Annotated in this window: 24 protein-coding genes; 2 read left to right on the forward strand and 22 right to left on the reverse strand. The window is 72.7% G+C overall.

The features are described 5' to 3' along the window. Positions 1-79: 79 nt before the first annotated feature. On the reverse strand, positions 80-952 hold the full coding sequence (gene rpsB, locus C1708_RS09350; RefSeq protein WP_106412226.1) for a 30S ribosomal protein S2: 873 nt from the start codon (positions 950-952) through the stop codon (positions 80-82). 373 nt (positions 953-1,325) lie between these two features. Between rpsB and C1708_RS09355 the strand changes: the two genes are divergently transcribed. Next, positions 1,326-1,922, forward strand: a complete 597-nt coding sequence (locus C1708_RS09355) for a M23 family metallopeptidase (protein WP_198602439.1) — start codon at positions 1,326-1,328, stop codon at positions 1,920-1,922. A gap of 54 nt (positions 1,923-1,976) precedes the next feature. On the opposite strand, the gene C1708_RS09360 is transcribed toward C1708_RS09355, so the two are convergent. The 17 genes from C1708_RS09360 to C1708_RS09440 form a co-directional block, all read right to left on the reverse strand. Then, complete coding sequence (locus C1708_RS09360; protein WP_106412227.1) at positions 1,977-2,534, reverse strand: TetR/AcrR family transcriptional regulator; 558 nt, start codon at positions 2,532-2,534, stop codon at positions 1,977-1,979. 99 nt (positions 2,535-2,633) lie between these two features. Then, a complete protein-coding gene (gene whiG, locus C1708_RS09365) occupies positions 2,634-3,476 on the reverse strand; it encodes an RNA polymerase sigma factor WhiG (protein ID WP_006130436.1) in 843 nt (280 codons plus the stop codon). 274 nt (positions 3,477-3,750) lie between these two features. Continuing rightward, positions 3,751-5,034 (reverse strand): DNA-processing protein DprA, encoded by a 1,284-nt coding sequence (gene dprA, locus C1708_RS09370; RefSeq protein ID WP_241911209.1) that lies wholly within the window; start codon positions 5,032-5,034, stop codon positions 3,751-3,753. Then, complete coding sequence (locus C1708_RS09375) at positions 5,031-6,653, reverse strand: YifB family Mg chelatase-like AAA ATPase (RefSeq protein WP_106412228.1); 1,623 nt, start codon at positions 6,651-6,653, stop codon at positions 5,031-5,033. The genes dprA and C1708_RS09375 overlap by 4 nt, the downstream gene beginning before the upstream one ends. Before the next feature lies 1 nt (position 6,654). Continuing rightward, the gene (locus C1708_RS09380; protein WP_106412229.1) at positions 6,655-7,122 is read right to left on the reverse strand and encodes a YraN family protein; all 468 of its coding nucleotides are present in this window, start codon (positions 7,120-7,122) and stop codon (positions 6,655-6,657) included. 107 nt (positions 7,123-7,229) lie between these two features. Beyond that, positions 7,230-7,538, reverse strand: coding sequence for a DUF2469 domain-containing protein (locus C1708_RS09385; protein WP_003993268.1), 309 nt, complete (start codon positions 7,536-7,538; stop codon positions 7,230-7,232). Positions 7,539-7,591: 53 nt separating this feature from the next. After that, on the reverse strand, positions 7,592-8,119 hold the full coding sequence (locus C1708_RS09390) for an NUDIX hydrolase (RefSeq protein WP_106412230.1): 528 nt from the start codon (positions 8,117-8,119) through the stop codon (positions 7,592-7,594). Next, on the reverse strand, positions 8,109-8,882 hold the full coding sequence (gene lepB, locus C1708_RS09395; RefSeq protein WP_106412231.1) for a signal peptidase I: 774 nt from the start codon (positions 8,880-8,882) through the stop codon (positions 8,109-8,111). The genes C1708_RS09390 and lepB (C1708_RS09395) overlap by 11 nt, the downstream gene beginning before the upstream one ends. 57 nt (positions 8,883-8,939) lie before the next feature. Further along, entirely contained in the window at positions 8,940-9,770 is an 831-nt protein-coding gene (gene lepB, locus C1708_RS09400; RefSeq protein WP_403473645.1) for a signal peptidase I, read from the reverse strand. 25 nt (positions 9,771-9,795) lie between these two features. Then, positions 9,796-10,896 carry a signal peptidase I gene (gene lepB / locus C1708_RS09405; protein WP_106412233.1) on the reverse strand — a complete coding sequence of 367 codons (1,101 nt, stop codon included), beginning with the start codon at positions 10,894-10,896 and terminating at the stop codon, positions 9,796-9,798. Further along, positions 10,889-11,758 carry a signal peptidase I gene (gene lepB / locus C1708_RS09410; RefSeq protein ID WP_241911210.1) on the reverse strand — a complete coding sequence of 290 codons (870 nt, stop codon included), beginning with the start codon at positions 11,756-11,758 and terminating at the stop codon, positions 10,889-10,891. Before lepB (C1708_RS09410) ends, lepB (C1708_RS09405) begins: the two co-directional genes overlap by 8 nt. 45 nt (positions 11,759-11,803) lie before the next feature. Beyond that, positions 11,804-12,154, reverse strand: a complete 351-nt coding sequence (gene rplS, locus C1708_RS09415) for a 50S ribosomal protein L19 (protein WP_106412234.1) — start codon at positions 12,152-12,154, stop codon at positions 11,804-11,806. A gap of 131 nt (positions 12,155-12,285) precedes the next feature. Continuing rightward, positions 12,286-13,119 (reverse strand): tRNA (guanosine(37)-N1)-methyltransferase TrmD, encoded by an 834-nt coding sequence (gene trmD, locus C1708_RS09420; RefSeq protein WP_106412235.1) that lies wholly within the window; start codon positions 13,117-13,119, stop codon positions 12,286-12,288. Continuing rightward, the gene (gene rimM, locus C1708_RS09425; RefSeq protein ID WP_106412236.1) at positions 13,119-13,679 is read right to left on the reverse strand and encodes a ribosome maturation factor RimM; all 561 of its coding nucleotides are present in this window, start codon (positions 13,677-13,679) and stop codon (positions 13,119-13,121) included. The genes trmD and rimM overlap by 1 nt, the downstream gene beginning before the upstream one ends. 83 nt (positions 13,680-13,762) lie before the next feature. Beyond that, on the reverse strand, positions 13,763-14,002 hold the full coding sequence (locus C1708_RS09430; protein WP_005479813.1) for an RNA-binding protein: 240 nt from the start codon (positions 14,000-14,002) through the stop codon (positions 13,763-13,765). Positions 14,003-14,004: 2 nt separating this feature from the next. Beyond that, positions 14,005-14,433 (reverse strand): 30S ribosomal protein S16, encoded by a 429-nt coding sequence (rpsP, locus tag C1708_RS09435; protein ID WP_106412237.1) that lies wholly within the window; start codon positions 14,431-14,433, stop codon positions 14,005-14,007. Positions 14,434-14,714: 281 nt separating this feature from the next. Next, complete coding sequence (locus tag C1708_RS09440; protein WP_033275912.1) at positions 14,715-15,311, reverse strand: hypothetical protein; 597 nt, start codon at positions 15,309-15,311, stop codon at positions 14,715-14,717. Between the two features lie 589 nt (positions 15,312-15,900). Between C1708_RS09440 and C1708_RS09445 the strand changes: the two genes are divergently transcribed. Next, positions 15,901-16,755 (forward strand): methyltransferase domain-containing protein, encoded by an 855-nt coding sequence (locus C1708_RS09445; protein ID WP_106412238.1) that lies wholly within the window; start codon positions 15,901-15,903, stop codon positions 16,753-16,755. Between the two features lie 75 nt (positions 16,756-16,830). Here C1708_RS09445 and ffh read toward each other — a convergent pair whose 3' ends face one another. The 4 genes from ffh to C1708_RS09465 all read right to left on the reverse strand — a co-directional run bounded on the left by ffh (position 16,831) and on the right by C1708_RS09465 (position 22,750). Next, complete coding sequence (ffh, locus tag C1708_RS09450; RefSeq protein ID WP_106412239.1) at positions 16,831-18,390, reverse strand: signal recognition particle protein; 1,560 nt, start codon at positions 18,388-18,390, stop codon at positions 16,831-16,833. A 159-nt stretch (positions 18,391-18,549) separates the two neighbouring features. Further along, positions 18,550-21,045: a [protein-PII] uridylyltransferase gene (locus C1708_RS09455; protein WP_106412240.1), complete on the reverse strand. Its 2,496-nt coding sequence runs from the start codon at positions 21,043-21,045 to the stop codon at positions 18,550-18,552. Between the two features lie 29 nt (positions 21,046-21,074). Continuing rightward, positions 21,075-21,413 (reverse strand): P-II family nitrogen regulator, encoded by a 339-nt coding sequence (locus tag C1708_RS09460; protein WP_006130453.1) that lies wholly within the window; start codon positions 21,411-21,413, stop codon positions 21,075-21,077. Continuing rightward, entirely contained in the window at positions 21,410-22,750 is a 1,341-nt protein-coding gene (locus C1708_RS09465) for an ammonium transporter (protein WP_106412241.1), read from the reverse strand. Before C1708_RS09465 ends, C1708_RS09460 begins: the two co-directional genes overlap by 4 nt. Positions 22,751-22,817: the final 67 nt, after the last annotated feature.

Raw genomic sequence — 22,817 nt, forward strand, 5'->3', positions numbered from 1 at the left:
GCCACCGCCGGTCTACGGGTGAACGGCGGGAGCGGACGTCATGTCACCGCTCCCGCCGTCATCGGCTCTGACGGAGGGGTCAGGCCTGCTCGGCCGGGGCCTCGGCGGCGGGCGCCTCGGCAGCGGGCTCCTCGGCCGGCTTCTCGCCCTCGGCGGCGGCCGGAGCGGCCTCCTCGGCCTTCTTCTCGCCCTCGAGCAGGTCGCGCTCCCACTCGGCCAGCGGCTCACCGGCGGCCTTCTCGCCCTTGCCCTCGCCGCCGCCGGAGCGGGCGATGAGGCCCTCGGCCACGGCGTCGGCGATCACGCGGGTGAGCAGGGTGACGGAGCGGATCGCGTCGTCGTTGCCCGGGATCTTGTAGTCGACCTCGTCGGGGTCGCAGTTGGTGTCGAGGATGGCGACGACCGGGATGTTGAGCTTCCGGGCCTCGCCGACCGCGATGTGCTCCTTCTTGGTGTCCACGATCCAGACGGCGCTGGGCACCTTCTGCATCTCGCGGATACCGCCGAGGGTCTTCTCCAGCTTCGCCTTCTCGCGGGAGAGGACCAGCAGCTCCTTCTTGGTGAGGCCGGAGGCGGCCACGTCCTCGAAGTCGATCTGCTCGAGCTCCTTGAGGCGCTGCAGGCGCTTGTAGACGGTCGAGAAGTTGGTGAGCATGCCGCCCAGCCAGCGCTGGTTGACGTAGGGCATGCCGACGCGGGTGGCCTGCTCGGCGATGGCCTCCTGCGCCTGCTTCTTCGTGCCGACGAACATGACCGTGCCGCCGTGGGCCACGGTCTCCTTGACGAACTCGTAGGCGCGGTCGATGTACGACAGCGACTGGAGCAGGTCGATGATGTAGATGCCGTTGCGCTCGGTGAAGATGAAGCGCTTCATCTTCGGGTTCCAACGACGGGTCTGGTGACCGAAGTGGACGCCGCTCTCCAGCAGCTCCCGCATCGTGACGACGGCCATGGCCGTATCTCCTTGAATTGCTCGGTTGTGCCGCGGGTGCCGGACGGCTCCCGCGCCTGACGCCCACGACGCGCCGTGCCACGAAGGACCGAGGGGCGCTGACACCGGGCCACGGCCGTGACCGGTCCCGATGTCGGGGCGTGCGAAGTCGACCCGGTGGCCCGGGTCGCCACCAGAAGTGTACGGGACCCGCGGGGTGCCGGGTGACGCCGTTGTCCACAACCCGGGTGGCCGTCCACAGGTCCCGGCGGGGATCACGTCCTCGGGAGACGCTTCCGCCATGCGACGACAGGGATGGAACGAGGGACGTGGGTGGCGTGAACGGGACGACCGGAGCGGGCGGGACGGCTGGACCAGGCGGTGTGTACGGCTGGTGCTGGTGGTGGCCCTGACCGTGGCGGCACTGCTGGCGCCGCCGGCGTCACGGCTGTTCGCGGCGGGGACGGGGGACGCGGCGTCACCGCCTTCACCGCCGGCCGGCGGGGGCGCGCGCCGAGCCGCGGACGACGCCGTTCCGGCCATCGCCCGTACCTGGCCGGTGGGGGTACGCCCACAGGTGCTGCGCGGCTGGGAACCGCCGGCGACCGTCTACGGGCCCGGGCACCGGGGCGTCGATCTCGCGGCGGCTCCGGGGACTCCGGTACGGGCGATGACGGACGGCCGGGTGTCGTTCGCGGGCCGGGTGGCCGGGAAGGGCGTCGTCTCGGTGGAACTCGCCGGCACCGGCGATCCGCCGCTGCGCACCACCTACGAACCCGTGCGCGCCTCGGTGCCCCAGGGCGCGGAGGTGACGGCGGGCGAGGTGGTCGGCACGGTGGAGGCGGGGGGCTCCCACTGCGCGGCCCCGTGCGTGCACTGGGGTCTGCTGCGGGGCGAAAGCTACCTGGACCCGCTCTCCTTGCTGCCCCCGTGGCTGCTCCACCGGGGCCCGTCCCGGCTCCTCCCGGTGCTCGGGGTACCCCTGCCCTGAGGGCTTCCAGACTCCGGTACGGGCCGGCAGGCTCCGGGATCCGAGCGCCGGACGTCAGCCCCGGACGCCGCCCAGAGCCAGGGAGACCGCCGCCCGGGCGATCACGTCGGGGTGCTCCGCCGCCCCCAGCTCGATGCGGCGCACGGCGGCGTCGACCACGCCCTGGAGCAGCATGGCGGTGAGGCGCGGCTCGGCGTGCCCCAGCTCGGCGAGCGCCTCGACGATCATGGCGATGAGTCCGCCGTGGGCCGCGCGGATCTTCTCGCGGGCGCCGGCGTCCAGTTCGCTCGCGGAGATCGCGACGACCGCGCGGTGCCGGCGGTCCCCCACCAGTTCCAGCTGCTTGCGGACGTACGCCTCGATCTTGCCCTCGGGGCCCTCGGCGTCCGCCATCGCCGCCTCGACCTCGGCCGCCCAGACGGGGAAGTCGGCCTCGCACAGCTCCTCGACGACGGCCGCCCGCGAGCGGAAGTACTCGTACACGGAGGACCGGGCGAGGCCCGTGCGCTCGGCGAGGGCCGGGAAGGTCAGCGCCTCCGTACCGCCCTCGGACAGCAGGGAGCGTGCCGCGTCCAGCAGGGCGGCTCGCTGCATCGACCGGTGCTCGGCCACGGAGGCCGCTCGAATCCTTGGCACGTCGTCCACTTTACGGATGCCCCGCCCACGGCGGCCAGGGGTCGGGCCGGCCGGTCATCGCGGCCACCGCCGGGCTCAGCGGCCGAAACTCGCCAGCTTGGCGCGCAGCTGGAGCACGGACTTGGTGTGGATCTGGCTGACCCGGCTCTCCGTCACGCCCAGGACGTTGCCGATCTCGGCCAGCGTGAGGCCCTCGTAGTAGTACAGCGTGACCACGGTCTTCTCGCGCTCGGGCAGGGTGTTGATGGCCCGCGCCAGGAAGCGGCGCAGCTCCCGGTCCTCGGCGACCTCCACCGGGTTGTCGGCGGCGGTGTCCTCCAGGGTGTCCATGAAGCTCAGCTGGTCGCCCCCGTCGCCGCCGACGTGCAGCAGCTCCTCCAGGGCGACGACGTTCGCGAGCGAGAGCTGGCTGAACACCGCGTGCAGTTCGCCGACGGTGATGCCCATCTCGGCGGCGACCTCGTTCTCCGTCGGCGTGCGCCGCAGCCGCGCCTCGAGGGTGGCGTAGGCGCGCTCCACGTTGCGCGCCTTCTGCCGTACCGAGCGGGGGATCCAGTCCAGCGCGCGCAGTTCGTCGATCATCGCGCCGCGGATGCGGGTGATCGCGTACGTCTCGAACTTGATCTCGCGGTCGACGTCGAACTTCTCGATCGCGTCGATCAGCCCGAAGACCCCGGAGGAGACGAAGTCCGCCTGCTCGACGTTGGGCGGCAGACCCACGCTGACCCGGCCGGCGACGTACTTCACCAGCGGCGAGTAGTGCAGGATCAACTGCTCCCGCAGACGTTCGTCCCCCGTCGCCTTGTACGACCGCCACAGCTCGTCGAGCGTCGAGGGAGCGGGCGGCCGCACGCTGCCACCGTCACGGGCGGCTGGGGGGATCGCCGCCCGGTCGGACCCGGAGGTGTGCTGGGGCATTCGTCGCCTAGTGCCGTTCTGCCGTGGGCTGGTACTGCCTGGTCGCGTTGTCTGTCCGATGTCTGTTCTGGCCTGTCCGTGTCTGGGCCCTCGTGAGCGTAGCGTGACTGCGGCGTCGCGGTGTGCGAAGAACGGGGGCCGAGCCGTGCGCAGATACGTTCCGGGGGCCGTCCCGCCGGGGCACATCCGTCGCTCTGCGTGATCACCCGGATACCCCAACCGGCGTATTTTCCACGGCGTGTCGGGGTTCCCCCGGACGGCCGAACACGCTGTGTCAACGGACATCGGCACCGGCCCGGAGCGAGATCATCGCCTGGCGCGTCAACTTCCAGCCGTCGCCGTGTCGTTCGACGTAACCAAGTGCTCGGAGCTCGTACAACTTCGCGATCGCGTCGTCCGGCGTGGTCTGCGCCGTGCGGGCGACGTCGTCCGGGCGGGCCGCCCCGCGGGCCGGCAGCGCGGCGAGGACCTGGCGGACCGCCGGGTCCAGCAGGTCGCGGGGCAGCACCGGCCCCCTGCGCTCCGGTGCGAGCTCGCCCATGTCGCCGATCAGTTCGACGATCTCGTCGGCGGCGGTGACCAGGACGGCGTCCTGCCGGAGCAGTTCGTGCACCCCGGCGGAGAGGCCGCTGGTGGCCGGGCCCGGCACCCCCATCGTGTGGCGTCCCAGACGGCGGGCGGCGCGGACGGTCACCAGGGAGCCGCTGCGGTGGGCTGCCTCCACGACGGCCGTGCCCCGCGTGAGGGCGGCGATCACGCGGTTGCGGAGGATGAATCGGCTGGGTGTCGGATGCTCGCCCGGCGGCAACTCGCCGACCACCAGCCCCTGTTCGGCGATACGGTTGATCAGCCCGGCGTGTCCGCGCGGGTAGGGACGATCCACCCCGCAGGCGAGCACGGCGACGGTCGCGCCGCCCGCGCCGAGCGCCCCGCGGTGGGCGGCGCCGTCGATGCCGTAGGCGCCGCCGGAGACGACGATCCAGCCCTTCTCCGCGAGTCCCGCCGCGAGGGTGGCGGCCATGAACGCGCCGTACTCGGTGCAGGCGCGGGCGCCGACGAGGGCGACGGATCGCAGCGCCCACATCCGCAGGTCCGCGCTGCCGCGCACCCACAGGCCGAGCGGGCGGGCGTCCCCGAGGTCGTCGAGCTGGCGGGGCCACTCGGCGTCCCCGGGACTCACGAACCGCACGCCGGCGTCCCGTGCGACGGCGAGATCCCGGCGCGGGTCGGCCCGCTCGGCCCTCGCCAGCAGCCCGGCCCACCGCTTGGCGCTGACGCCCGGCAGTGGCTCCCCGCCCTGCCTCAGCCGCCGCACCACGGCATCCACACCGAGTTCACGCACCCAACGCCCGCCGGCCTCGTCACCGGGTTCGAGGACGCGGGCGAGGAAGACGCGGCCGAGGGGACCGCCCGGTGCGGTCGGTCCGGTCGGCCCCGGTGATCCGGTCGACTCGGTGAGCCCCGTGGGACCCGTCGACCCGGCCGGCTCGGTCGGTTCGGTCGGTTCGGTCGGTTCGGTCGGTTCGGTCGGACCGTACGGCCCGCTCGCCTGGCTCATACCCCCGCCCCGATCGTCATCGGCACCCCGCGCGGGACGCCCGTGCGCAGTTGCAGGGCGAGGGCGACGTCGCCGGCATCGGGGCGGTCGTGGCCGGCCAGGTCGGCGACGGTCCAGGCGACCCGCAGCACCCGGTCGAGCCCCCGCGCAGTCAGCACGCCCCGCTCCAGGCTGCGCTCGGCCTCGTCCATGGCGCCCGGTGCGGCCTGCCAGCGGTTGCGCAGTTCACGCCCGGGGATCTCACTGTTGAGGCGCCAGGGGGTGCCGTGGAACCGCGCGGCGGCGCGGTCCCGGGCCGAGCGCACCCGGTCGGCGACCGTGGCGGTGGCCTCGCCCCGGGCGCCCGCCGCCGTCAGCGCGCCACGGGTGACGGCCTCGACCTCGACCCGCAGGTCGACCCGGTCGAGCAGCGGTCCGGAGAGCCGGGCCTGGTAGCGGCGGATGGCCGAGGACGGGCACTCGCACCGGTCGTCGGTGCGGGAGAACCGGCCGCAGGGGCAGGGGTTGGCCGCGAGCACCATGAGGAAGCGCGCCGGAAAGCGCACGACGCCCGCGCTGCGCGCGATGACCACATGCCCCGCCTCCAGCGGCTGGCGCAGGGCGTCCAGCGCCTTGCTGCTGAACTCGGGGGTCTCGTCCAGGAACAACACGCCTCGGTGCGACAGGGACACCGCTCCCGGCCTGGCCGTCCCCGGGCCGCCGCCGACGAGGGCCTGCATGGTGGCCGAGTGGTGCGGCGCGCAGTAGGGCGCGGTGTCGATCAGCGGCCGGCCCGGCGGCAGCAGACCCGCCACCGAGTGCACCGCCGTCACCTCCAGGGAGGCTTGCCGGTCCAGCGGCGGCAGGACGGACGGCATCCGCTCCGCGAGCATCGTCTTCCCGGCACCCGGCGGGCCCTCGAGAAACAGGTGGTGTCCGCCCGCCGCGGCCACCTCGACCGCCGTGCGCGCCGCGTGCTGGCCCACGACGTCGGCGAGGTCGTGCCCCTGGTCGTACCGGCCCGGGCCGCCGCTCATGGCCGTGACCGCTCCGCTGCCGAGATCGCGCAGTCCTGCCATCAGGGGGTCGGGCCGCTCCGGCTCCAAGGACTCCTCGTCGGGCACCGGTTCGTCGGTGAGGACCGCGATGAGCTGGCGCAGGCTGCGCACGCCCAGCACGGACACGCCCGGCACCAGGGCGGCCTCGGCGGCGGCGCACTCGGGCACCACCACCTGCTCGAAGCCCGCATCCGCCGCGGCCAGCACCGACGGGAGGATGCCTCGCACCGGCCGCACCCGGCCGTCCAGCCCCAGCTCGCCGATCATCACGATGTCGGAGAGAACGCGGGGGTCGATCCGCTCGGCGGCGCCGAGCACCGCGCAGGCGACAGCGAGGTCGAAGCCGCTGCCGGCCTTCGGCACCGATGCCGGGCTCAGTCCCACGGTGAGCTTCTTCTGCGGCCACTCGCCGCCGGAGTTGACCACGGCGGCCCTGACCCGGTCCCGGCTCTCCGTCAGGCTCTTGTCCGGCAGTCCCACCAGCGTGAACGCGGCGACTCCCGGCTCCAGGTCGGCCTGCACCTCGACGACAACGCCCTCGACGCCGACGAGGGTCACCGAACACGTACGGGCGAATCCCATGTCAGGCCGCCCCCCTGACGTGCTCGACGACGGGGGCGCCGCGCCTCGGGAGCAGCACGCCGACCAGGTCGATGCGGACACCGCCGGGCGGGGCTCCCCCGTGTTCCTGGAGCCAGCGTTCCGCCAGACCGCGCAGCCGGCTCGCCTTGGCCGGTGTGATCGCCGCCATGGGGTGCTGGAAGGAACCGGTGCGGCGGGTCTTCACCTCGCAGACGACCAGGGCGTCGCCGTCCCGCGCCACGATGTCGATCTCGCCGGTCCGGCCGCAGCGCCAGTTGCGCGCCACCACCGTCATCCCGGCCTGGGTGAGCCGCCGGGCGGCCAGCGTCTCCCCGTACCTCCCGAGCGCGTACCTCCCGAGCGCGCCGCGGGCCCGCCCGCCGTGTTCCTTCGGTCCCCCGCGGCCCGGCTCTGCCTGGGCCGCCACCCCGCGACCGCGTACCTGCTCCGTGTCCTGCCGTGCGTCCATGCCGGCACCACCTCCGGCGCCAACCGTCACGCACCCCCGCCGGTTCCCGCCGCGTCACGTGCACAACCGGACGACTGTGGACAACCCCGCCACCCGCAAGGGTGACCTCACCCGCTCGGCAGCTCCAGATCGCTCTTGTTGAGCTCCTCGATGTTCACGTCCTTGAACGTGAGTACGCGCACCTGCTTCACGAAGCGGGCGGGCCGGTACATGTCCCAGACCCAGGCGTCCGCCATGGAGACCTCGAAGAACACCTCGCCCTGGACCGAGTGGACCTGCATCTCGTAGTCGTTGGTGAGGTAGAAACGCCGTTCGGTCTCGATCACGTATTTGAACAGACCGACGACATCGCGGTACTCCCGGTAGAGCTTCAGCTCCATCTCGGTCTCGTACTTCTCGAGGTCCTCGGCGCTCATGGCATGTTCCCCTTCAGCCGTGCGATCCCACCATTGTGCGCCAGTCCCGGGAGTCACCGGACGATTTCGGTGTCCAGGGTCACGGGCGCGGCCGGGGGGCCCTCGTCGAGCAGCTTCCGCAGCAGCCCGGCGAGCTTGGTCGGATACACCGTCTCACGGGCGTCGAGCAGTTCCGGGCAGGTCCACCAGCGCGCTCCCGCGACACTGCGCCGCTCCAGCTCGGTCAGGGCCGTGGCCGCGGTCGCCGTCTGCGTCGTACGGGCCAGGTAGTACCACTCGTCCTGGTCCCACCGGCGGCCCGCGAACGGGAAGGAGCAGCGCCGCCGCCACAGCACGGGGCCGAGGTCGACGTCGGTGATGCCGGTCTCCTCGGCGAGTTCCCTGAGGGCGGCCTGTTCACGGGTCTCGTCGCCCTCCACGCCGCCGCCGGGGGTGAACCACCAGTCGGTGCCGGGGTCGTCCAGTTCGTGGCCGTGCAGCAGCAGGATGCGGTCCCGCGGGTCGAGCAGGACCACCCGGGCGACCCTGCGCAACCCGCCCGCACAGGTGTCCGGCACCGTCGGCGCGGGTTCAGCGGCCACCGGTGCTCCCCGCCGCGTTCCGGGCCCGGGACGCGGCCGCGCGCTTGGCCAGCGGCCCGTAGGCGGCGCCCCCGAGCACCAGCACCGCGCCACCGGCCACCGCGGCGAGCACGGTCGGCAGCGGTCCGGACGTGGAGAGGGGGCCGAGCCGTTCGAAGCCGGTGGGCTTGGCGAGCATGCCGTCCATCGGCCAGACCACGGCGTCCACCCGGGCCCGGACGGCGTCGCGGGAGACCGTGCCGCCGGCGGCGTCGGTCAGGTGGGCCGTGGAGTCGACCGAGCCGGAGCGCTCGTCGCCGAGCAGGAACAGGCGGCCCTTCGGCACGGTCACCTCGGGGAAGACGGCGGACCGCGCCATCGGGTCCTCGGGGAGATACGGTTCTTCGATCTCCTTGCCGTTGACCGTGAGCTTGCCGTTCTCGCAGCAGGAGACGGTGTCGCCGCCGACGGCGACGACCCGCTTCACCATGGGCGCGTTCGACCAGGTCGCGTCCGTGAACACGACGACGTCGCCGCGGCGGACCTCGCCGCCGTCGATGCGCTCGGCCAGCACCCGCTCGCCGGCGCCGATCGTCGGGGCCATCGAGGTGGTCGGCACGGTGTACGGCCGGTAGACCACCGCTCCCCAGGCGAACCCGCCGAGGAACAGCACCAGCCCGAGCGCGACGGCCACGTTGGACAGCACCTGCCCGGTCCGGCCGGCCCGTGCCGTGCCGGAGCCGCCGCTGCCCGGGACCGTACGCGTCGTGCTCTGACCGCTCATGGGCGGCACCCTACCCCGGCGGTACGCGGGCGGGTCAGCCCTCCCCGCGCCCCGCTGTCAGGCGCGACGGCGCCGCCACAGCACGAACGGCACCGCGCCGGCCAGCGCGACCGCGGGCGGCGCGACCGTCAGGGCCGCCGCGTTCTGCGCCGGGGTGTTCAGGCCGGGCTGGTCGAAGGTGTCCGGGACGGGCAGGTTGGTCCAGCGGTTGATCGGCCAGGCGATGACCACGGCGCGGCCGACGACCTTGTCGACGGGGACGAAGCCCTGGTTGCTGTCGGCCGTGTTGTAGCGGGAGTCCCGGGAGTTCTGCCGGTGGTCGCCCATGACCCAGATGTGGTCCTCGGGCACCTTCACCTTGAACTGGCCGCCCTGGTCGTCCTGGCTGCACGGGGTGTTGCCCGGGTACACGTACGGCTCGTTCAGCGCCTTGCCGTTGACCTTCAGCGGGCCGGTGCCCTTGCACTCGACCGTGTCGCCGCCGACGCCGATGACCCGCTTGATCAGGTCCTTCTCCTCCGCGGACGGCATCAGGCCGATGAAGCTGAGAGCCTCCTGCAGCGCGTTGGGGTCGGGGGTCGGCTCGCCCGCCAGCCAGTTGTCGGGGTCGTGGAAGACGACGACCTCGCCGCGCTCGGGCTCGGAGCCGAACCACGGGGTCAGCTTGTCGACCAGGACCCGGTCACCCTGCTGGAGGGTGTTCTGCATCGAGTCGGAGGGGATCGAGAACGCCTGCACGAGGAACGTCTTGATCAGCAGCGCCAGGACGAGCGCGATGCCGATGAGGATCGGCAGCTCCTTCCAGAAGGAGCGCTGCTGCTTCTTCGGCCGGTCCTGCTCCGAGCCGTCCGGCTCCTGGCCGCCGGTCCGCGTCCCGTCCTCGTTCACTCCGCCGTCCTCGACCGCACGCTCGTCACTCCCGGAGAACGCGGCGTGTCCCGCGCCCGGTTCGCCCGGCCCCGCGGAGCCTCCGCGGGGCTCCTCGCCACCCTGACCGGACCGTGCGCCCACCGCCACATCCCCCACGCCGACTCCTCACTCTCTGCCGCCGCCCGCGCCATGCCCGGCGCAGGCCCACCACTCCCATAACGAGCGGGAGTTCCGCAGGGCTCGGGAGCTGGACCATCTCTTCACGTTGGCCGGGACCGTCCGGGGCAACCCTATGCGACGTCGGCGCGCCGGCGATCGACCCCGGTGCCGAGTCGGACACGGAGGCGTACGTCGTGGGCTCGTCGAGCGTGCTCCAGTGGCCGAGCGGCCAGGCGATGACCACGGCCCGGCCCACCACCTCGTCCTCGGACACGGTGCCGCCGTAGTCGGTGTCCTGGTGGGAACGGGAGTCCGCGGAGTTCGCGCGGTGGTCGCCCATCACCCACAGCCGGCCCTCCGGCACGGTGACGTCGAAGGGCGTCAGCGAGGGGGCGTTGCCGGGATAGAGGTAGTCCTCGTCCAGCGGGACGCCGTTGACGGTGACGCGGCCCTGGGTGTCGCAGCACTGGACGCGGTCGCCGCCGACCCCGACGACCCGCTTGATCAGGTCCTTCTCGTTGTCCGACGGCAGCAGACCGATGAAGGTGAGGCCCTCCTTGATCTGCTTGATGCCGACCGGGTCCTCCGCCTTGGGCGTGGTCCGCTCGTCCTGGAGCCAGCCGCCGGGGTCCTTGAACACGACGACGTCGCCGCGCTCGGGCCTGGAGCCGAACCAGGGGGTGAGCTTGTCGACGAGGACGCGGTCGCCGATCCGGATCGTCTGCTCCATGGAGCCGGACGGGATGACGAACGCCTGCACGAGGAACGTCTTCAGCACCAGCGCGATCAGGACGGCGACGCCGATGAGGAGCGGGATCTCCTTGACGGCGCTGCGCCTGCGGCGGCGCTTGACCTTGCGCTGGAGCTTGCGCCGTTCGGCGCGGGTGCGGCCGGAGGAAGGGGTGACGGCCCGCCGGGCCCCGGTGGGCAGCAGGTTCTCGGCGGCGCTCGCCGGCACGCCGCGGGGCTTGCCGCGGTTACCCATGACCGCCCCCCGCCGGTGCGGCCGCGTCCGCCTCCCGCACGCCCGCGGAAGCCTCTGCCGTCTCCCGCACGCCCGCGGAATCACCGGCCACGCCCGGCCCGGAGGCACGCCCGGACCCACCGGCCGCCCCCGCGCCCCCCGCCGCCCCCGGTCGCGGGGATGCCTCCCCCGCCGGCACCCCCGCGTACGCGTCCGTCGGCTCCAGAAGGCCGGCGCGGCCGAACGGCCACACGACGCCCTCGGCACGCCCGATGACGTCCTCGACCGGCACCATCCCGCCACCGGGCGACCCGAGACGGTCACGCGAGTCACTGGAGTTGCTGCGGTGGTCGCCGAGGACGAACAGCCGCCCCTCGGGCACGACCACGTCGAACCGCACCGTGGAGGGGCTGTCACCGGGGAACAGGAAGCCCGACTCGTCGACCGACCGGCCGTTCACCCGGATCCTCCCCTCCGCGTCACAGCAGACCACGTGGTCCCCGCCCACCCCGACGACCCGTTTGATGTAGTCGGCGTCACCGAAATACCCGGCGCCGTCGAACACGATCACGTCGCCGCGGTCCGGCCCGTCGCCGAAGCGGTACGCCAGCTTGTTCACGAGAACGCGGTCGCCGACCGTCAATCCCTTCTCCATCGATCCGCTCGGGATCTCGAAGGGCCGCGCCACGAACGTGTTGACCGCCAGCAGGAACAGCAGGCAGAGCAGCAGGGTCAGCGTGATCCGCCCGCCGGGCAGCCGGTCCGTGAGGCGCGACACCAACGCGGAACGCGACCGCCCCTCCGGCCCCGGCGCGCCCGAGGAGTCCTCGGGGTCCGGGGGGAGGGAGCGGTCGCGCTCCGTCGGCTGTGCTTCGGTGTCCATCGGGGCCAGATGCTATCCGGCCGCGATATGACGCCGGTAAAGCGCTCAGTTCTCGCGCTTCTCCTTGATCTTCGCGGCCTTGCCGCGGAGCTCACGGAGGTAGTACAGCTTGGCGCGGCGGACGTCGCCCTTGGTGACGAGCTCGATCTTCTCCACGATCGGAGTGTGCACCGGGAAGGTGCGCTCGACGCCGACGGAGAAGGAGACCTTGCGGACCGTGAAGGTCTCGCGCACGCCGGAACCCTGGCGGCGGATCACCACGCCCTTGAACTGCTGCACACGGGAGCGGTTGCCCTCGATGACGCGCACGTGGACGTTGACGGTGTCGCCGGGACGGAAGTCCGGGACGTCGCTGCGGAGCGACGCGGAGTCGACGGAGTCGAGCAGGTGAGACATGTCGTCTGCTTTCTTCGCTGATGCCGCAGGTCATCAACGGCAACTAGGTTCGGGATCGGGCTGTGCGGTTCGGGGCGGGCGTCGTGTCCCCCTGCGGCAGGGGCGCTCGCCGGACGGCGCACAACAGCGGCCTATTCTTCCACGCCGCCGGTCCTGCGCCAAAATCGGCCGTACGGCTCCCCTTCGGGGTCCGGTTCCCAGCCGAGGATGGACAGCATCTCCCGGTCCTTCTTGTCGAAGGCCTCGGGTCCGCAGCGTTCGACGAGGTCGGGGCGGTGGGCGGTGGTCCGCCGCAGCGCCTCGTCGCGCCGCCAGCGGGCGATCTTCCCGTGGTGGCCGCTGAGCAGCACGTCCGGGATCTCCCGGCCGCGCCAGGACGGCGGCTTGGTGTAGACGGGGCCCTCCAGCAGGTTGGCCATGGCGCCGGGGGCGAAGGAGTCGTCGCGGTGCGACTCCGCGTTGCCGAGGACGCCCGGGAGCAGCCGCGCCACCGCCTCGGTGACGACCAGGACCGCGGCCTCGCCGCCGGCCAGGACGTAGTCGCCGATGGACACCTCGTACACCGGCATGCGGGTGGCGTACTCGTCGACGACGCGGCGGTCGATGCCCTCGTAGCGGGCCGGGGTGAAGATCAGCCAGGGCCGCCCGGAGAGGTGGACGGCGAGTTCCTGGGTGAAGGGGCGGCCGCTCGGGGTGGGGACGATCAGGGCGGGCTCGCCCGCACCGCGCTCGTAGCCGTCCGCCAGCACCGAGTCCAGCGCGTCCCCCCAGGGCTCGGTCTTCATGACCATGCCGGGACCGCCGCCGTACGGGGTGTCGTCGACGGTGTTGTGCCGGTCGTACGTCCAGTCGCGCAGGTCGTGGACGTGCACGTCGAGCTGTCCGCGGGCGCGCGCCTTGCCGACGAGGGAGACGTTCAGCGGGTCGAGGTACTCGGGGAAGATCGTGACGACGTCGAGCCGCATCAGGCGTCGTCCCCGGATTCCGCGGCGTCCCGGGACGAGGCGACCTCGGCGCGGTCGTCGATCAGACCGGGCGGCGGGTCGATGACCGCGCGCTGCTCCTCCAGGTCGATCTCGGTGACGATCTCCTGGACGAAGGGCACGAACACCTCGGTGCCGTCCGGGCGCTCGACGACGAAGAGGTCCTGGGTGGGCAGGTGGGAGATCTCGGTGATCCGGCCGACCGCCTCGCCGTCCTCGGTGACGACGTCGAGGTCGATCAGCTGGTGGTCGTAGTACTCGTCCTCGCCCTCGGGCAGTTCCTCGGGGTCGACGTCGGCGATGAGGAGGGTGTTGCGCAGGGCCTCGGCGCCGTTGCGGTCGTGGACGCCCTCGAAGCGCAGCAGCAGGCGGCCGCTGTGCACCCGGCCGCTCGCGATGGTCAGCGGCCCGGTGGAGGCCGGGTCGGTGGCCAGCACGGCGCCGGGGCCGAGCCTCAGCTCCGGCTCGTCGGTGCGGACTTCGACGGTGACCTCGCCCTTGATGCCGTGGGCGCGGCCGATACGAGCGACTACCAGCTGCACTGTGTTCGTTCTCCTGTCATACGACTGCGGGCCGGGGACGGCCCAGTGGCCCTCCCCGGCCCGAGCCGGTGCTGCTTGCGGCGTCAGCGGACGTGGTCCACGTCGACGAGGTCGACGCGGACACCGCGGCCGCCGATGGCGCCCACGACGGTGCGCAGAGCGCGCGCGGTGCGGCCGTTGCGGCCGATCACCTTGCCGAGGTCGTCCGGGTGGACCCGGACCTCGAGCACGCGACCGCGGCGCAGGTCGCGCGAGGCGACCTGCACATCGTCAGGGTTGTCGACGATGCCCTTCACGAGGTGCTCGAGAGCCTCCTCGAGCATGCTCAGGCCTCGGTCGACGCAGACGAAGAGGACTCAGCAGCGGCCTCGTCCTTCTTCTCAGCCTTCTTCTTCTGGGTGATGGCCTCACCCTTGCCCTCGTCCTCGCCGCCGATGGCCTCGAAGGACGGGCGGGCGGGCTTCTCGGGCTGCTGCAGCAGAGGCGCCGGGGCGGGCTCGCCCTTGAACTTCTGCCAGTCGCCGGTCTTCTTCAGGATGGCGAGCACGGGCTCGGTCGGCTGGGCGCCGACGGAGAGCCAGTACGCCACACGCTCGGCGTCGACCTCCATCACCGACGGGTTGTACGTCGGGTGGTACTTGCCGATCTCCTCGATGGCCCGGCCGTCACGGCGGGTACGGGAGTCGGCGACGACGATGCGGTAGTGAGGCGAACGGATCTTGCCCAGACGCTTCAGCTTGATCTTGACTGCCACGGGAGTGGGTTCTCCTGGATTTGACGTGGTGGGGCACGGCGAGTGAGCCGCGTGGGGTTGCGGTACCCGAGTGCCCGATGGACGCGTCAGCCGGAGGAGAGAGGGGTCCTGTGCGGCTGTCGAGTACAGCTAGCCATTGTGCCACACCCTGAGGGGCCGGACGGCCCCGGGGCGAGGGCACGTGGGCACGACGGAGCGGCACCCGGCGCGCGCTGCTTGCGCGCCGGGTGCGTCCGGTGGCCGGCGGGGCCGGGCCCCGGCACCCACGAGGTGCCGGGGTCTCAGCTCGCCGCGACGACTTCCGGGATCCGGAACGGCTTTCCGCAGCCGCCGCAGACGATGGGCGCCTGCGCCAGCACCGACGGGACGACGCGCACGTTGCGGCCGCAGTCGCAGACCGCCTTGACGCGCACGCCGCCGCCGGACGAGCCGTGCCGCGCGGCCGGACCGCGGAAGCTGCGGGCGGTGTCGCCCGCGGTCGCCGCGGTGTGGGCCTTGAGGGCGCGCTGGAGACGCTCCGTCGTCGGGCGGTACCGGCGCTTCGCCTCGGGGGTGAGCGTGACCAGCGAGAAGCCGCTGCTCGGGTGCGGCTCCTCGGGGTGGTCCAGCCCCAGCTCCTCGGCGATGGCCAGGAACCTGCGGTTGTGGTACCGACCGGCTCGGGATGTGTCGCGCACGCCGCGCGCGGCGGCGATGCCGTGGACTGCCTCGTGCAGCAGTCGCTCGAAGGAGAGTTCGTGCCCGCACGCGGACGACGACTCTCCGATCAGGGACTCGGGCGCGGCGAGATCGGGCAGTTCGGGGTGGTACCGCTGAATGTCGGCCCACGCCTGTGCCAGCTCTGCGGCGAGAACAGGTGGTGTCTGTGTCGTGCTCACGTAATGACAACGAGCCGGGGTGCCTCTGTGTTCCGATTCCGGGGCATCCCAAATAATTTGCACGTACCCGTCAGTTGCCGCTGATGCGTCCTGACGAACACGGGTGCGCTGATCTGCGGAGAAGCCTCGCAGCTCACCGCAAGGTGGTGCGTAGGCTGACGTACGCCCCCGCGTGTATCCGGTCTGCACGCGCCGGTGCGCGTGCGCCCCTCGGACGCGCAAGGGCCCTTTCGGCCGCCCTCGCGGCGGGAGGCGGCGTCCGGTTCACCCGGAACGCCGTGACCGCAGAACCTACCCGGTCCGCCCCCGGCGCCGCGAACCGCCCCTCCCTCCGGACCCCGGCGCTCCGTCGCCATTGGCCGGAACGTTCCGCGGAACGACTCCGCCGTGACGGACCGAACGGCCCCCTGATTACCGGAAGGTGAATTCTTGCCACTGGCATGAGCAACTGCCGAACGGCCGCCCCCTTCCACTGGACGACACGTCGAGGGCGGAGTTTCCTGGCATACGGGGGGTGTGCGGGCGCACTGCACGGGGGCCAGGGAAACGGGGACCGCGGCAACTTCTCGGCTGATTGGGGCGCTTACCTATGACACCTACGCTCGTGCGGCAGCACCCGTCGCGCACGGGGACGGTCCCGCGCGTGGACCTGCGGGCACGCGCGCGTGACTGGTCCGAGATACAGGAGCGGATGCTCGTACCGCTCTACGAGGCGGTGTACGAGCGACTCGACGTGGGCCCGGCGACCCGGCTGCTGGGCCTCGGCTGCGGCTCCGGACTGGCCCTGCTGATGGCGGCCTCCCGCGGGGCGGCGATCACCGGCGTGGACACCTCGTCCGACCGGCTGGCCCTCGCACGGGAACGCCTGCTGCCGGACGAGCGGGACGCCCACGCGCGCACGGGCACCCGGATCGTGCAGGGCTCCCCCGCCGAGGCGGCCCGTGCCGACGCCACCGGGTACACCGTGGTGACCGCCTTCGAACCGATCGGGTGCCTCGCGGGCGACGCGGAGGGACTGGGCGAGCTGCTCGCCGAGGCGCTGCCGCTGGCCGGACGCGGGGCGGCCGTGGTGCTGGCCGGCTGGGGCCCGCCCGAGCGCTGCGCCACCGCGTCGGTGCTGCGGGTGGCCGCCAAGCTGGCGGAGCCGCTGCGCGGCGCGGACGCCTGGCGCCCCACCGAACGGGACGACCTGGAGCGGGTCGCCGAACGCGCGGGCCTGCGGCCGGACGGCTCCGGCCGGGTCGCCTGCCCCTTCGGCTACGCGGACGCGGACAGCGCCGTGCGGGGCCTGAGGTCGACGGGCCTGTTCGACCCGGCCATCACCGCCACCGACCAGGTGCAAGTCGACAAGGAACTGACCGAGGCCCTCCACCCGTACCAGCGGGCCGACGGCACCGTGTGGATGCCGAACGTGTTCCGGTACCTCGTCGCGCGCGTGCCCTGACGGGCTCGGCCACGGACGCCGCGGGGGCGCCTCCTCGGACGAGGAAGGCGCCCCCGCGGCGTCCGTGCGCGGGTCTCAGCCCATGAACTTCTTGAACTCGTCGGGCAGCTCGAAGTCCTTGCCGCCCTGCTGCGGCAGACCGAAGGCGTTGCCGGCCTGGGCCGCCGCGGCGCGCCGCGCGGCCTCCTCCTGCTCCTGCTGCTTGCGCTTCATCGGATTGCCCGAGCGCTGCTTGCCCTTGGCCTGCTTCTGCTTCTTCTTGCCGCGGCCGGGACCGCCGCCCATGCCCGGCATCCCCGGCATCCCGGGCATCCCCGGCATGCCGCCGCCCTGAGCCATGCGGGACATCATCTTCCGCGCCTCGAAGAACCGCTCGACCAGGTTCTTCACCGCGCTGACCTCGACACCGGAGCCCTTGGCGATACGGGCGCGGCGCGAGCCGTTGATGATCGTCGGGTCCTGGCGCTCGCCGGGCGTCATCGACTTGATGATCGCGGCGGTGCGGTCCACGTCCCGCTCGTCGAGGTTGTTGATCTGGTCCTTGATCTGCCCCATGCCCGGGAGCATCCCGAGCAGCTTGGAGAGGGAGCCCATCTTGCGGACCTGCTCCATCTGGGCGAGGAAGTCGTCCAGGGTGAAGTCCTGGCCCTTCTTCGACGCCAGCTTGGAGGCCATCCGTTCGGCCTCTTCCTGGCTGAACGTCTTCTCCGCCTGCTCGATCAGGGTGAGCAGGTCACCCATGTCGAGGATGCGGGAGGCCATCCGGTCCGGGTGGAAGGCGTCGAAGTCGTCGAGCTTCTCACCGTTGGACGCGAACATGATCGGCTTGCCGGTGACCTGCCGGATCGACAGGGCGGCGCCACCGCGCGCGTCACCGTCGAGCTTGGAGAGCACCACGCCGTCGAAGCCGACGCCGTCGCGGAAGGCCTCGGCGGTGTTGACCGCGTCCTGACCGATCATCGCGTCGACGACGAAGAGGATCTCGTCGGGCGAGACCGCGTCCCGGATGTCCGCGGCCTGCTGCATCATCTCCTGGTCGATGCCCAGGCGGCCGGCGGTGTCCACGATCACGATGTCGTGGACCTTGGACCGGGCGTGCTCGAGGGAGTCCTTGGCGACCTTCACCGGGTCGCCCACGCCGTTGCCCGGCTCGGGCGCGTAGACGGCGACGCCGGCCCGCTCGGCGACCACGCTGAGCTGGTTGACGGCGTTGGGGCGCTGGAGGTCGGCGGCGACCAGCAGCGGGGAGTGGCCCTGGTCCTTGAGCCACTTGCCGAGCTTGCCCGCGAGGGTGGTCTTGCCGGCGCCCTGCAGACCCGCGAGCATGATCACGGTCGGGGGCTGCTTGGCGAAGCGGAGGCGGCGGGTCTCGCCGCCGAGGATCTGGACGAGCTCGTCGTTGACGATCTTGATGATCTGCTGGGCCGGATTGAGCGCCTTGGAGACCTCGGCGCCGAGCGCACGCTCCTTGACGTTCTTGATGAACGCCCGGACGACCGGCAGGGCCACGTCCGCTTCCAGGAGGGCGATGCGGATCTCACGCGCCGTGGCGTCGATGTCCGCCTCGGACAACCTGCCTTTGCCGCGGAGGTTTTTGAAAGTCGCGCTGAGGCGGTCGGAGAGGGTATCGAACACGGTGGCGTCGGTCCTCGAGGTCGGGGGCGGACTGGGCTGCCCTCCAGGGTATCCGGCCCGGCAAGCACATCGCCCCCGCCCGCTGAGGTCAGCGGGCGGGGACGGAAGCCCCGCGTCGGCGGGGAGCGCATCCCGCAAACGCATGACGTGACCAGGAGGTCACGCCCGCAGTGCCTCCTCCAGCTTCCGTGCCACAGCCACCGCCTCTTCACCCGGCAGAGGCACACCTTGCTCCTGCGTCACATAAAAGACGTCCACCGCGTTCGCCCCCAGCGTGCTCACATGCGCACTCCGCACCCGTACCGCCGCGTCCTCCAGCGCCCGCCCGATGCGGAACAGCAGCCCGGGGGCGTCCTGCGCGCGGACCTCGATCACCGTGGCGTGCCGGGATGCGGCCGGGGCGACCGCCACGCGCGGGGGCGGCGCGACCACCCCGCGGCGCCTCGGGTACGCGGCGTCCCGTTCGGCGAGGCGTCCGGAGACGTCCAGGCTGCCGTCCAGGGCGCGGACCAGGTCGGCACGGAGCCGGGCGGCCTGCGGCAGCGAGCCGTACTCGGCGGCGACCCGCCAGTCCAGCAGCAGCACGGAGCCGTCGACGCCGGCCGGGAGATCCAGGGACCGCAGTTCGGCGGTGCGCACGGTCAGCCGGTGCATGGCGAGCACACCGGCCACCGCGGGCAGCACGCCCGGCTGGTCGGGTACGGCGACGATCAGCTCCACGCCCATCGGTTCGGGGTCCTCGGACGGCTCGGCGGGCGGCTCGGTCTGCGCCCGCAGGGACAGCACGGGCGCGCCGGTGGCGACGGCCTCCAGGGCGAGCCGCTCGTGCTGTGCGGTGGGCGCGGCCTCCTCCGGATCGGGCGGGGCCTGGCCCGCCAGCACGGCGGAGACCCGCTCGACCAGGTCGGCGACGAGCGAGGCGCGCCAGGAGGACCAGGCTGCCGGTCCGGTGGCGAGGGCGTCCGCCTCGGTGAGGGCGTGCAGCAGCTCCAGGGTGCCCGGGGAGCCGACGGCCCCGGCGACGGAGCGCACGGTGGCGGGGTCGTCGAGGTCGCGCCGGGTGGCGGTCTCGACGAGCAGCAGGTGGTGGCGTACGAGGGTGGCGATCACGGTGACGTCGTCGGCGTCGAAGCCGATGCGGGCGGCCACGTCGCGGGCGATGACCTCGCCGGCCACCGCGTGGTCGCCCGGCCAGCCCTTGCCGATGTCGTGCAGCAGCGCGGCGACGAGCAGCAGGTCGGGGCGGCTGACCCGGCGGGTGAACGCGGAGGCGCGCACGGCGGTCTCGACGAGGTGCCGGTCGACGGTCCACAGGTGGACGGCGTTGCGCTGGGGGCGGCAGCGCACCCGGTCCCAGTCGGGGAGCAGCAGGCTGATCAGGCCCTCGGCCTCCAGCGCCTCCCAGACCTCGACGGTGGGCCGGCCGGAGCCCAGCAGGGTGAGGAGCTGCTGACGCGCCTCGGCGGGCCAGGGCGAGGGGAGGGCGCGGGCGCCGGCGGCCATGCGGCGTACGGCGTGGAGATTGAGGGGGAGCCCGGCCTGGGCGGCGGCGGCCGCGGCACGGAGCGGGAGCACGGGGTCGCGGTCGGGGCGCGCGGCGCGGGCGAGCACCACTTCGCCGTCCTGTTCCACCACCCCTTCGGCGAGCGGAGACCTCTCGGTCGCCCGTTTCCCGCCGCCGAGCGTCCTCCCGTCGCCCACCAGCGCCCTTCTGACGAAGTCCCCCCGCTCACTCGCCGGTTTCCGCAGCCGGGGGCGTACGGAGCGGGAGCGCAGGACGCGGCCGACCTCGCGCCAGGTGACGTCGCCCGCGTAGGCGATGACCCGGGCGGCCTCGTAGACCTGGCGGAGCAGGGCGTCGGCGTCGAGCAGGCCGAGTGCGGCGGCGACCTGGTCCTGTTCCTGGAGGGCGAGGCGGTCGGTGGCGCGTCCGGTGGCCAGGTGCAGGGCGTCGCGTACGTCGAGGAGGCGGCGGCGGGCCTCGGCGAGCCCTTCGCGGGGGGCGTCGGCGAGCCAGGAGGCGGCCACCGCGCGCAGGGCGGTGGCGTCGCGCAGCCCGCCGCGGGCCTCCTTGAGGTCGGGTTCCAGGAGGTACTGCAGTTCGCCCTGGCGTCCGGCGCGCTCCTCGCACAGCTCCCGCAGGGCGGGCAGCCGCTCGGGGGCCTGGTTGCGCCAGTCGGCGAGGACGGTGGTGCGCAGGGCGGTGGTGAGACCGAGGTCGCCGGCGAGGTGCCGGGCGTCCAGCAGGCCTAGCTGGACCTTGAGGTCCTCCCCCGCCGTCCTGCGCGCCTCCGCCGGGGTGCGGACGGAGTGGTCGAGGGCGAGGCCGAGGTCCCAGACCGGGTACCAGAGGCGGTCCGCGAGGGCGGACACGGCCTCGGGGGCGCTGCCGTCGTGGAGCAGGAGCAGGTCGAGGTCGCTGCGCGGGGAGAGTTCCGCGCGTCCGTAGCCGCCGACGGCGACCAGGGACACCCCGCGCGCTCCGGGCGCTCCGGCGGCGAAGAGTCCGGCGAGCCAGTCGTCGGTGAGGCCGGCGAGCGCGGAACGGCGCGGCGGCCCGGACCGCGCCCTCTCGGTGAGAAGGCGCAGCCGGGCCGCCGCGTAGCCGCCGGGTCCCGAGTCCTCTGCCTGGTCGTGCGTGTCCGTCCTCGTCACCCGGCGTCTCCTGTTCCGTCGGTCCGCTGTCAGAGCGCGTCCGGGCCGCGCTCGCCGGTCCGGACCCGTACGGCCGTCTCGACGGGGATCGTCCACACCTTGCCGTCGCCGATCTTGCCGGTGCGGGCCGCCTTGACGACGACGTCGACGAGCTGTTCGGCGTCGTCGTCCTCGACGAGAACCTCGATGCGGACCTTGGGCACCAGGTCGACGGTGTACTCGGCGCCGCGGTAGACCTCGGTGTGGCCGCGCTGGCGGCCGTAGCCGCTGGCCTCGGTGACGGTCAGACCGTGCACGCCGAAGGCCTGGAGGGCCTCCTTGATCTCGTCGAGCCGGTGCGGCTTCACGACGGCGGTGATGAGCTTCATGCGTCCACCTTCTTGCTCTCGGCCGGGGTGACGGGAGTGCCGGCTGCCGTGCGGGCCGCGCCCCCGCCGGCGCCGCTGAAGTCGTAGGCGGTCTCGGCGTGTTCGGCCTGGTCGATGCCGGCCACCTCCTCGTCCTCGGAGACGCGCATACCGAGGGTCCTGTGGATCAGGAGGGCCAGGCCCGCGGAGACGATCAGGGAGTAGGCGAGGACGCCGAGGACACCGGCGCACTGCTTCCAGAACTGGTCGAGGCCGCCGCCGTAGAAGAGGCCCGCGACGTCGGACTGGCCCTTGCCGGTGGCGAGGAAGCCGACGAGCAGGGAACCGATGACGCCGCCGACGAGGTGGACGCCGACGACGTCGAGGGAGTCGTCGTAGCCGAACCTGTACTTGAGGCCGACGGCCATGGCGCACAGGACACCGGCGACGAGTCCGACCGCGATGGCGCCGAGCGGGGAGACCGCGCCGCCGGCCGGGGTGATGGCGACCAGACCGGCGACCGCGCCGGAGGCGGCGCCCAGCGTGGTGAAGGCGCCGTGGCGGATCTTCTCGTAGGCGAGCCAGCCGACGACCGCGGCGCCCGTGGCGACCTGGGTGTTGACGAACATCAGTGCGCCGACGCCGTCGTCGTTGCCGAGCCACGAGCCGGCGTTGAATCCGAACCAGCCGAACCACAGCAGACCGGCGCCGAGCATGACCAGCGGGAGGCTGTGCGGACGCATCGGGTCCTTCCTGAATCCGACGCGCTTGCCGATGACGAGGAGGACACCGAGGGCGGCCGCACCGGCGTTGATGTGCACCGCGGTGCCGCCGGCGAAGTCGATGACGCCGAGGTCGAAGGCCCAGCCGCCCTCGCCCCACACCCAGTGCGCGACGGGGAAGTAGACGACGGTGACCCACAGGGTGATGAACAGGGCCCAGGCGCTGAACTTCACGCGGTCCGCGAGCGCGCCGCTGATCAGGGCGGGCGTGAGGATGGCGAACATCAGCTGGAAGGCGGCGAAGACGAACAGCGGGATGGTGGTGGCGCCCCACAGTTCCGTCAGGCCGATGTCGCTCAGGCCCACCCAGTCGGCGTTCCAGCCGACGAGGCCGCCCTTGTCGTCGCCGAACGCGACGGAGAATCCGTAGAGCACCCACAGGACGGTGACGATGCCCAGGCTGATGAAGCTCATCATCAGCATGTTCAGCGTGCTCTTGACCCGGACCATGCCTCCGTAGAAGAAGGCCAGACCGGGGGTCATGAGCATCACCAGGGCGGAACAGATGAGCATGAACCCTGTGTTGGCGGCGGACAGCGTGGGCGCGTCTGCTGCCAGGGTGATGGCTGGTGCCATCGGCGTCTCCTCGTCGTTGGTACGGCCCCGTGCGGGCGAAGCCTTGAGGGATGGAGGGGTGGGCCGG

Source organism: Streptomyces sp. DH-12 (genome assembly GCF_002899455.1).
Taxonomy (GTDB): Bacteria; Actinomycetota; Actinomycetes; order Streptomycetales; family Streptomycetaceae; genus Streptomyces.

Bases quoted from the DNA above. Each gene is read 5' to 3' on its own strand.
- rpsB (WP_106412226.1), bottom strand. From the start codon at position 952: ATGGCCGTCGTCACGATGCGGGAGCTGCTGGAGAGCGGCGTCCACTTC.
- whiG (WP_006130436.1), bottom strand. From the start codon at position 3,476: ATGCCCCAGCACACCTCCGGGTCCGACCGGGCGGCGATCCCCCCAGCC.
- dprA (WP_241911209.1), bottom strand. From the start codon at position 5,034: ATGAGCCAGGCGAGCGGGCCGTACGGTCCGACCGAACCGACCGAACCG.
- C1708_RS09375 (WP_106412228.1), bottom strand. From the start codon at position 6,653: ATGGGATTCGCCCGTACGTGTTCGGTGACCCTCGTCGGCGTCGAGGGC.
- C1708_RS09380 (WP_106412229.1), bottom strand. From the start codon at position 7,122: ATGGACGCACGGCAGGACACGGAGCAGGTACGCGGTCGCGGGGTGGCG.
- C1708_RS09385 (WP_003993268.1), bottom strand. From the start codon at position 7,538: ATGAGCGCCGAGGACCTCGAGAAGTACGAGACCGAGATGGAGCTGAAG.
- lepB (WP_106412231.1), bottom strand. From the start codon at position 8,882: ATGAGCGGTCAGAGCACGACGCGTACGGTCCCGGGCAGCGGCGGCTCC.
- lepB (WP_106412233.1), bottom strand. From the start codon at position 10,896: ATGGGTAACCGCGGCAAGCCCCGCGGCGTGCCGGCGAGCGCCGCCGAG.
- lepB (WP_241911210.1), bottom strand. From the start codon at position 11,758: ATGGACACCGAAGCACAGCCGACGGAGCGCGACCGCTCCCTCCCCCCG.
- rplS (WP_106412234.1), bottom strand. From the start codon at position 12,154: ATGTCTCACCTGCTCGACTCCGTCGACTCCGCGTCGCTCCGCAGCGAC.
- trmD (WP_106412235.1), bottom strand. From the start codon at position 13,119: ATGCGGCTCGACGTCGTCACGATCTTCCCCGAGTACCTCGACCCGCTG.
- C1708_RS09430 (WP_005479813.1), bottom strand. From the start codon at position 14,002: ATGCTCGAGGAGGCTCTCGAGCACCTCGTGAAGGGCATCGTCGACAAC.
- C1708_RS09445 (WP_106412238.1), top strand. From the start codon at position 15,901: ATGACACCTACGCTCGTGCGGCAGCACCCGTCGCGCACGGGGACGGTC.
- C1708_RS09460 (WP_006130453.1), bottom strand. From the start codon at position 21,413: ATGAAGCTCATCACCGCCGTCGTGAAGCCGCACCGGCTCGACGAGATC.
- C1708_RS09465 (WP_106412241.1), bottom strand. From the start codon at position 22,750: ATGGCACCAGCCATCACCCTGGCAGCAGACGCGCCCACGCTGTCCGCC.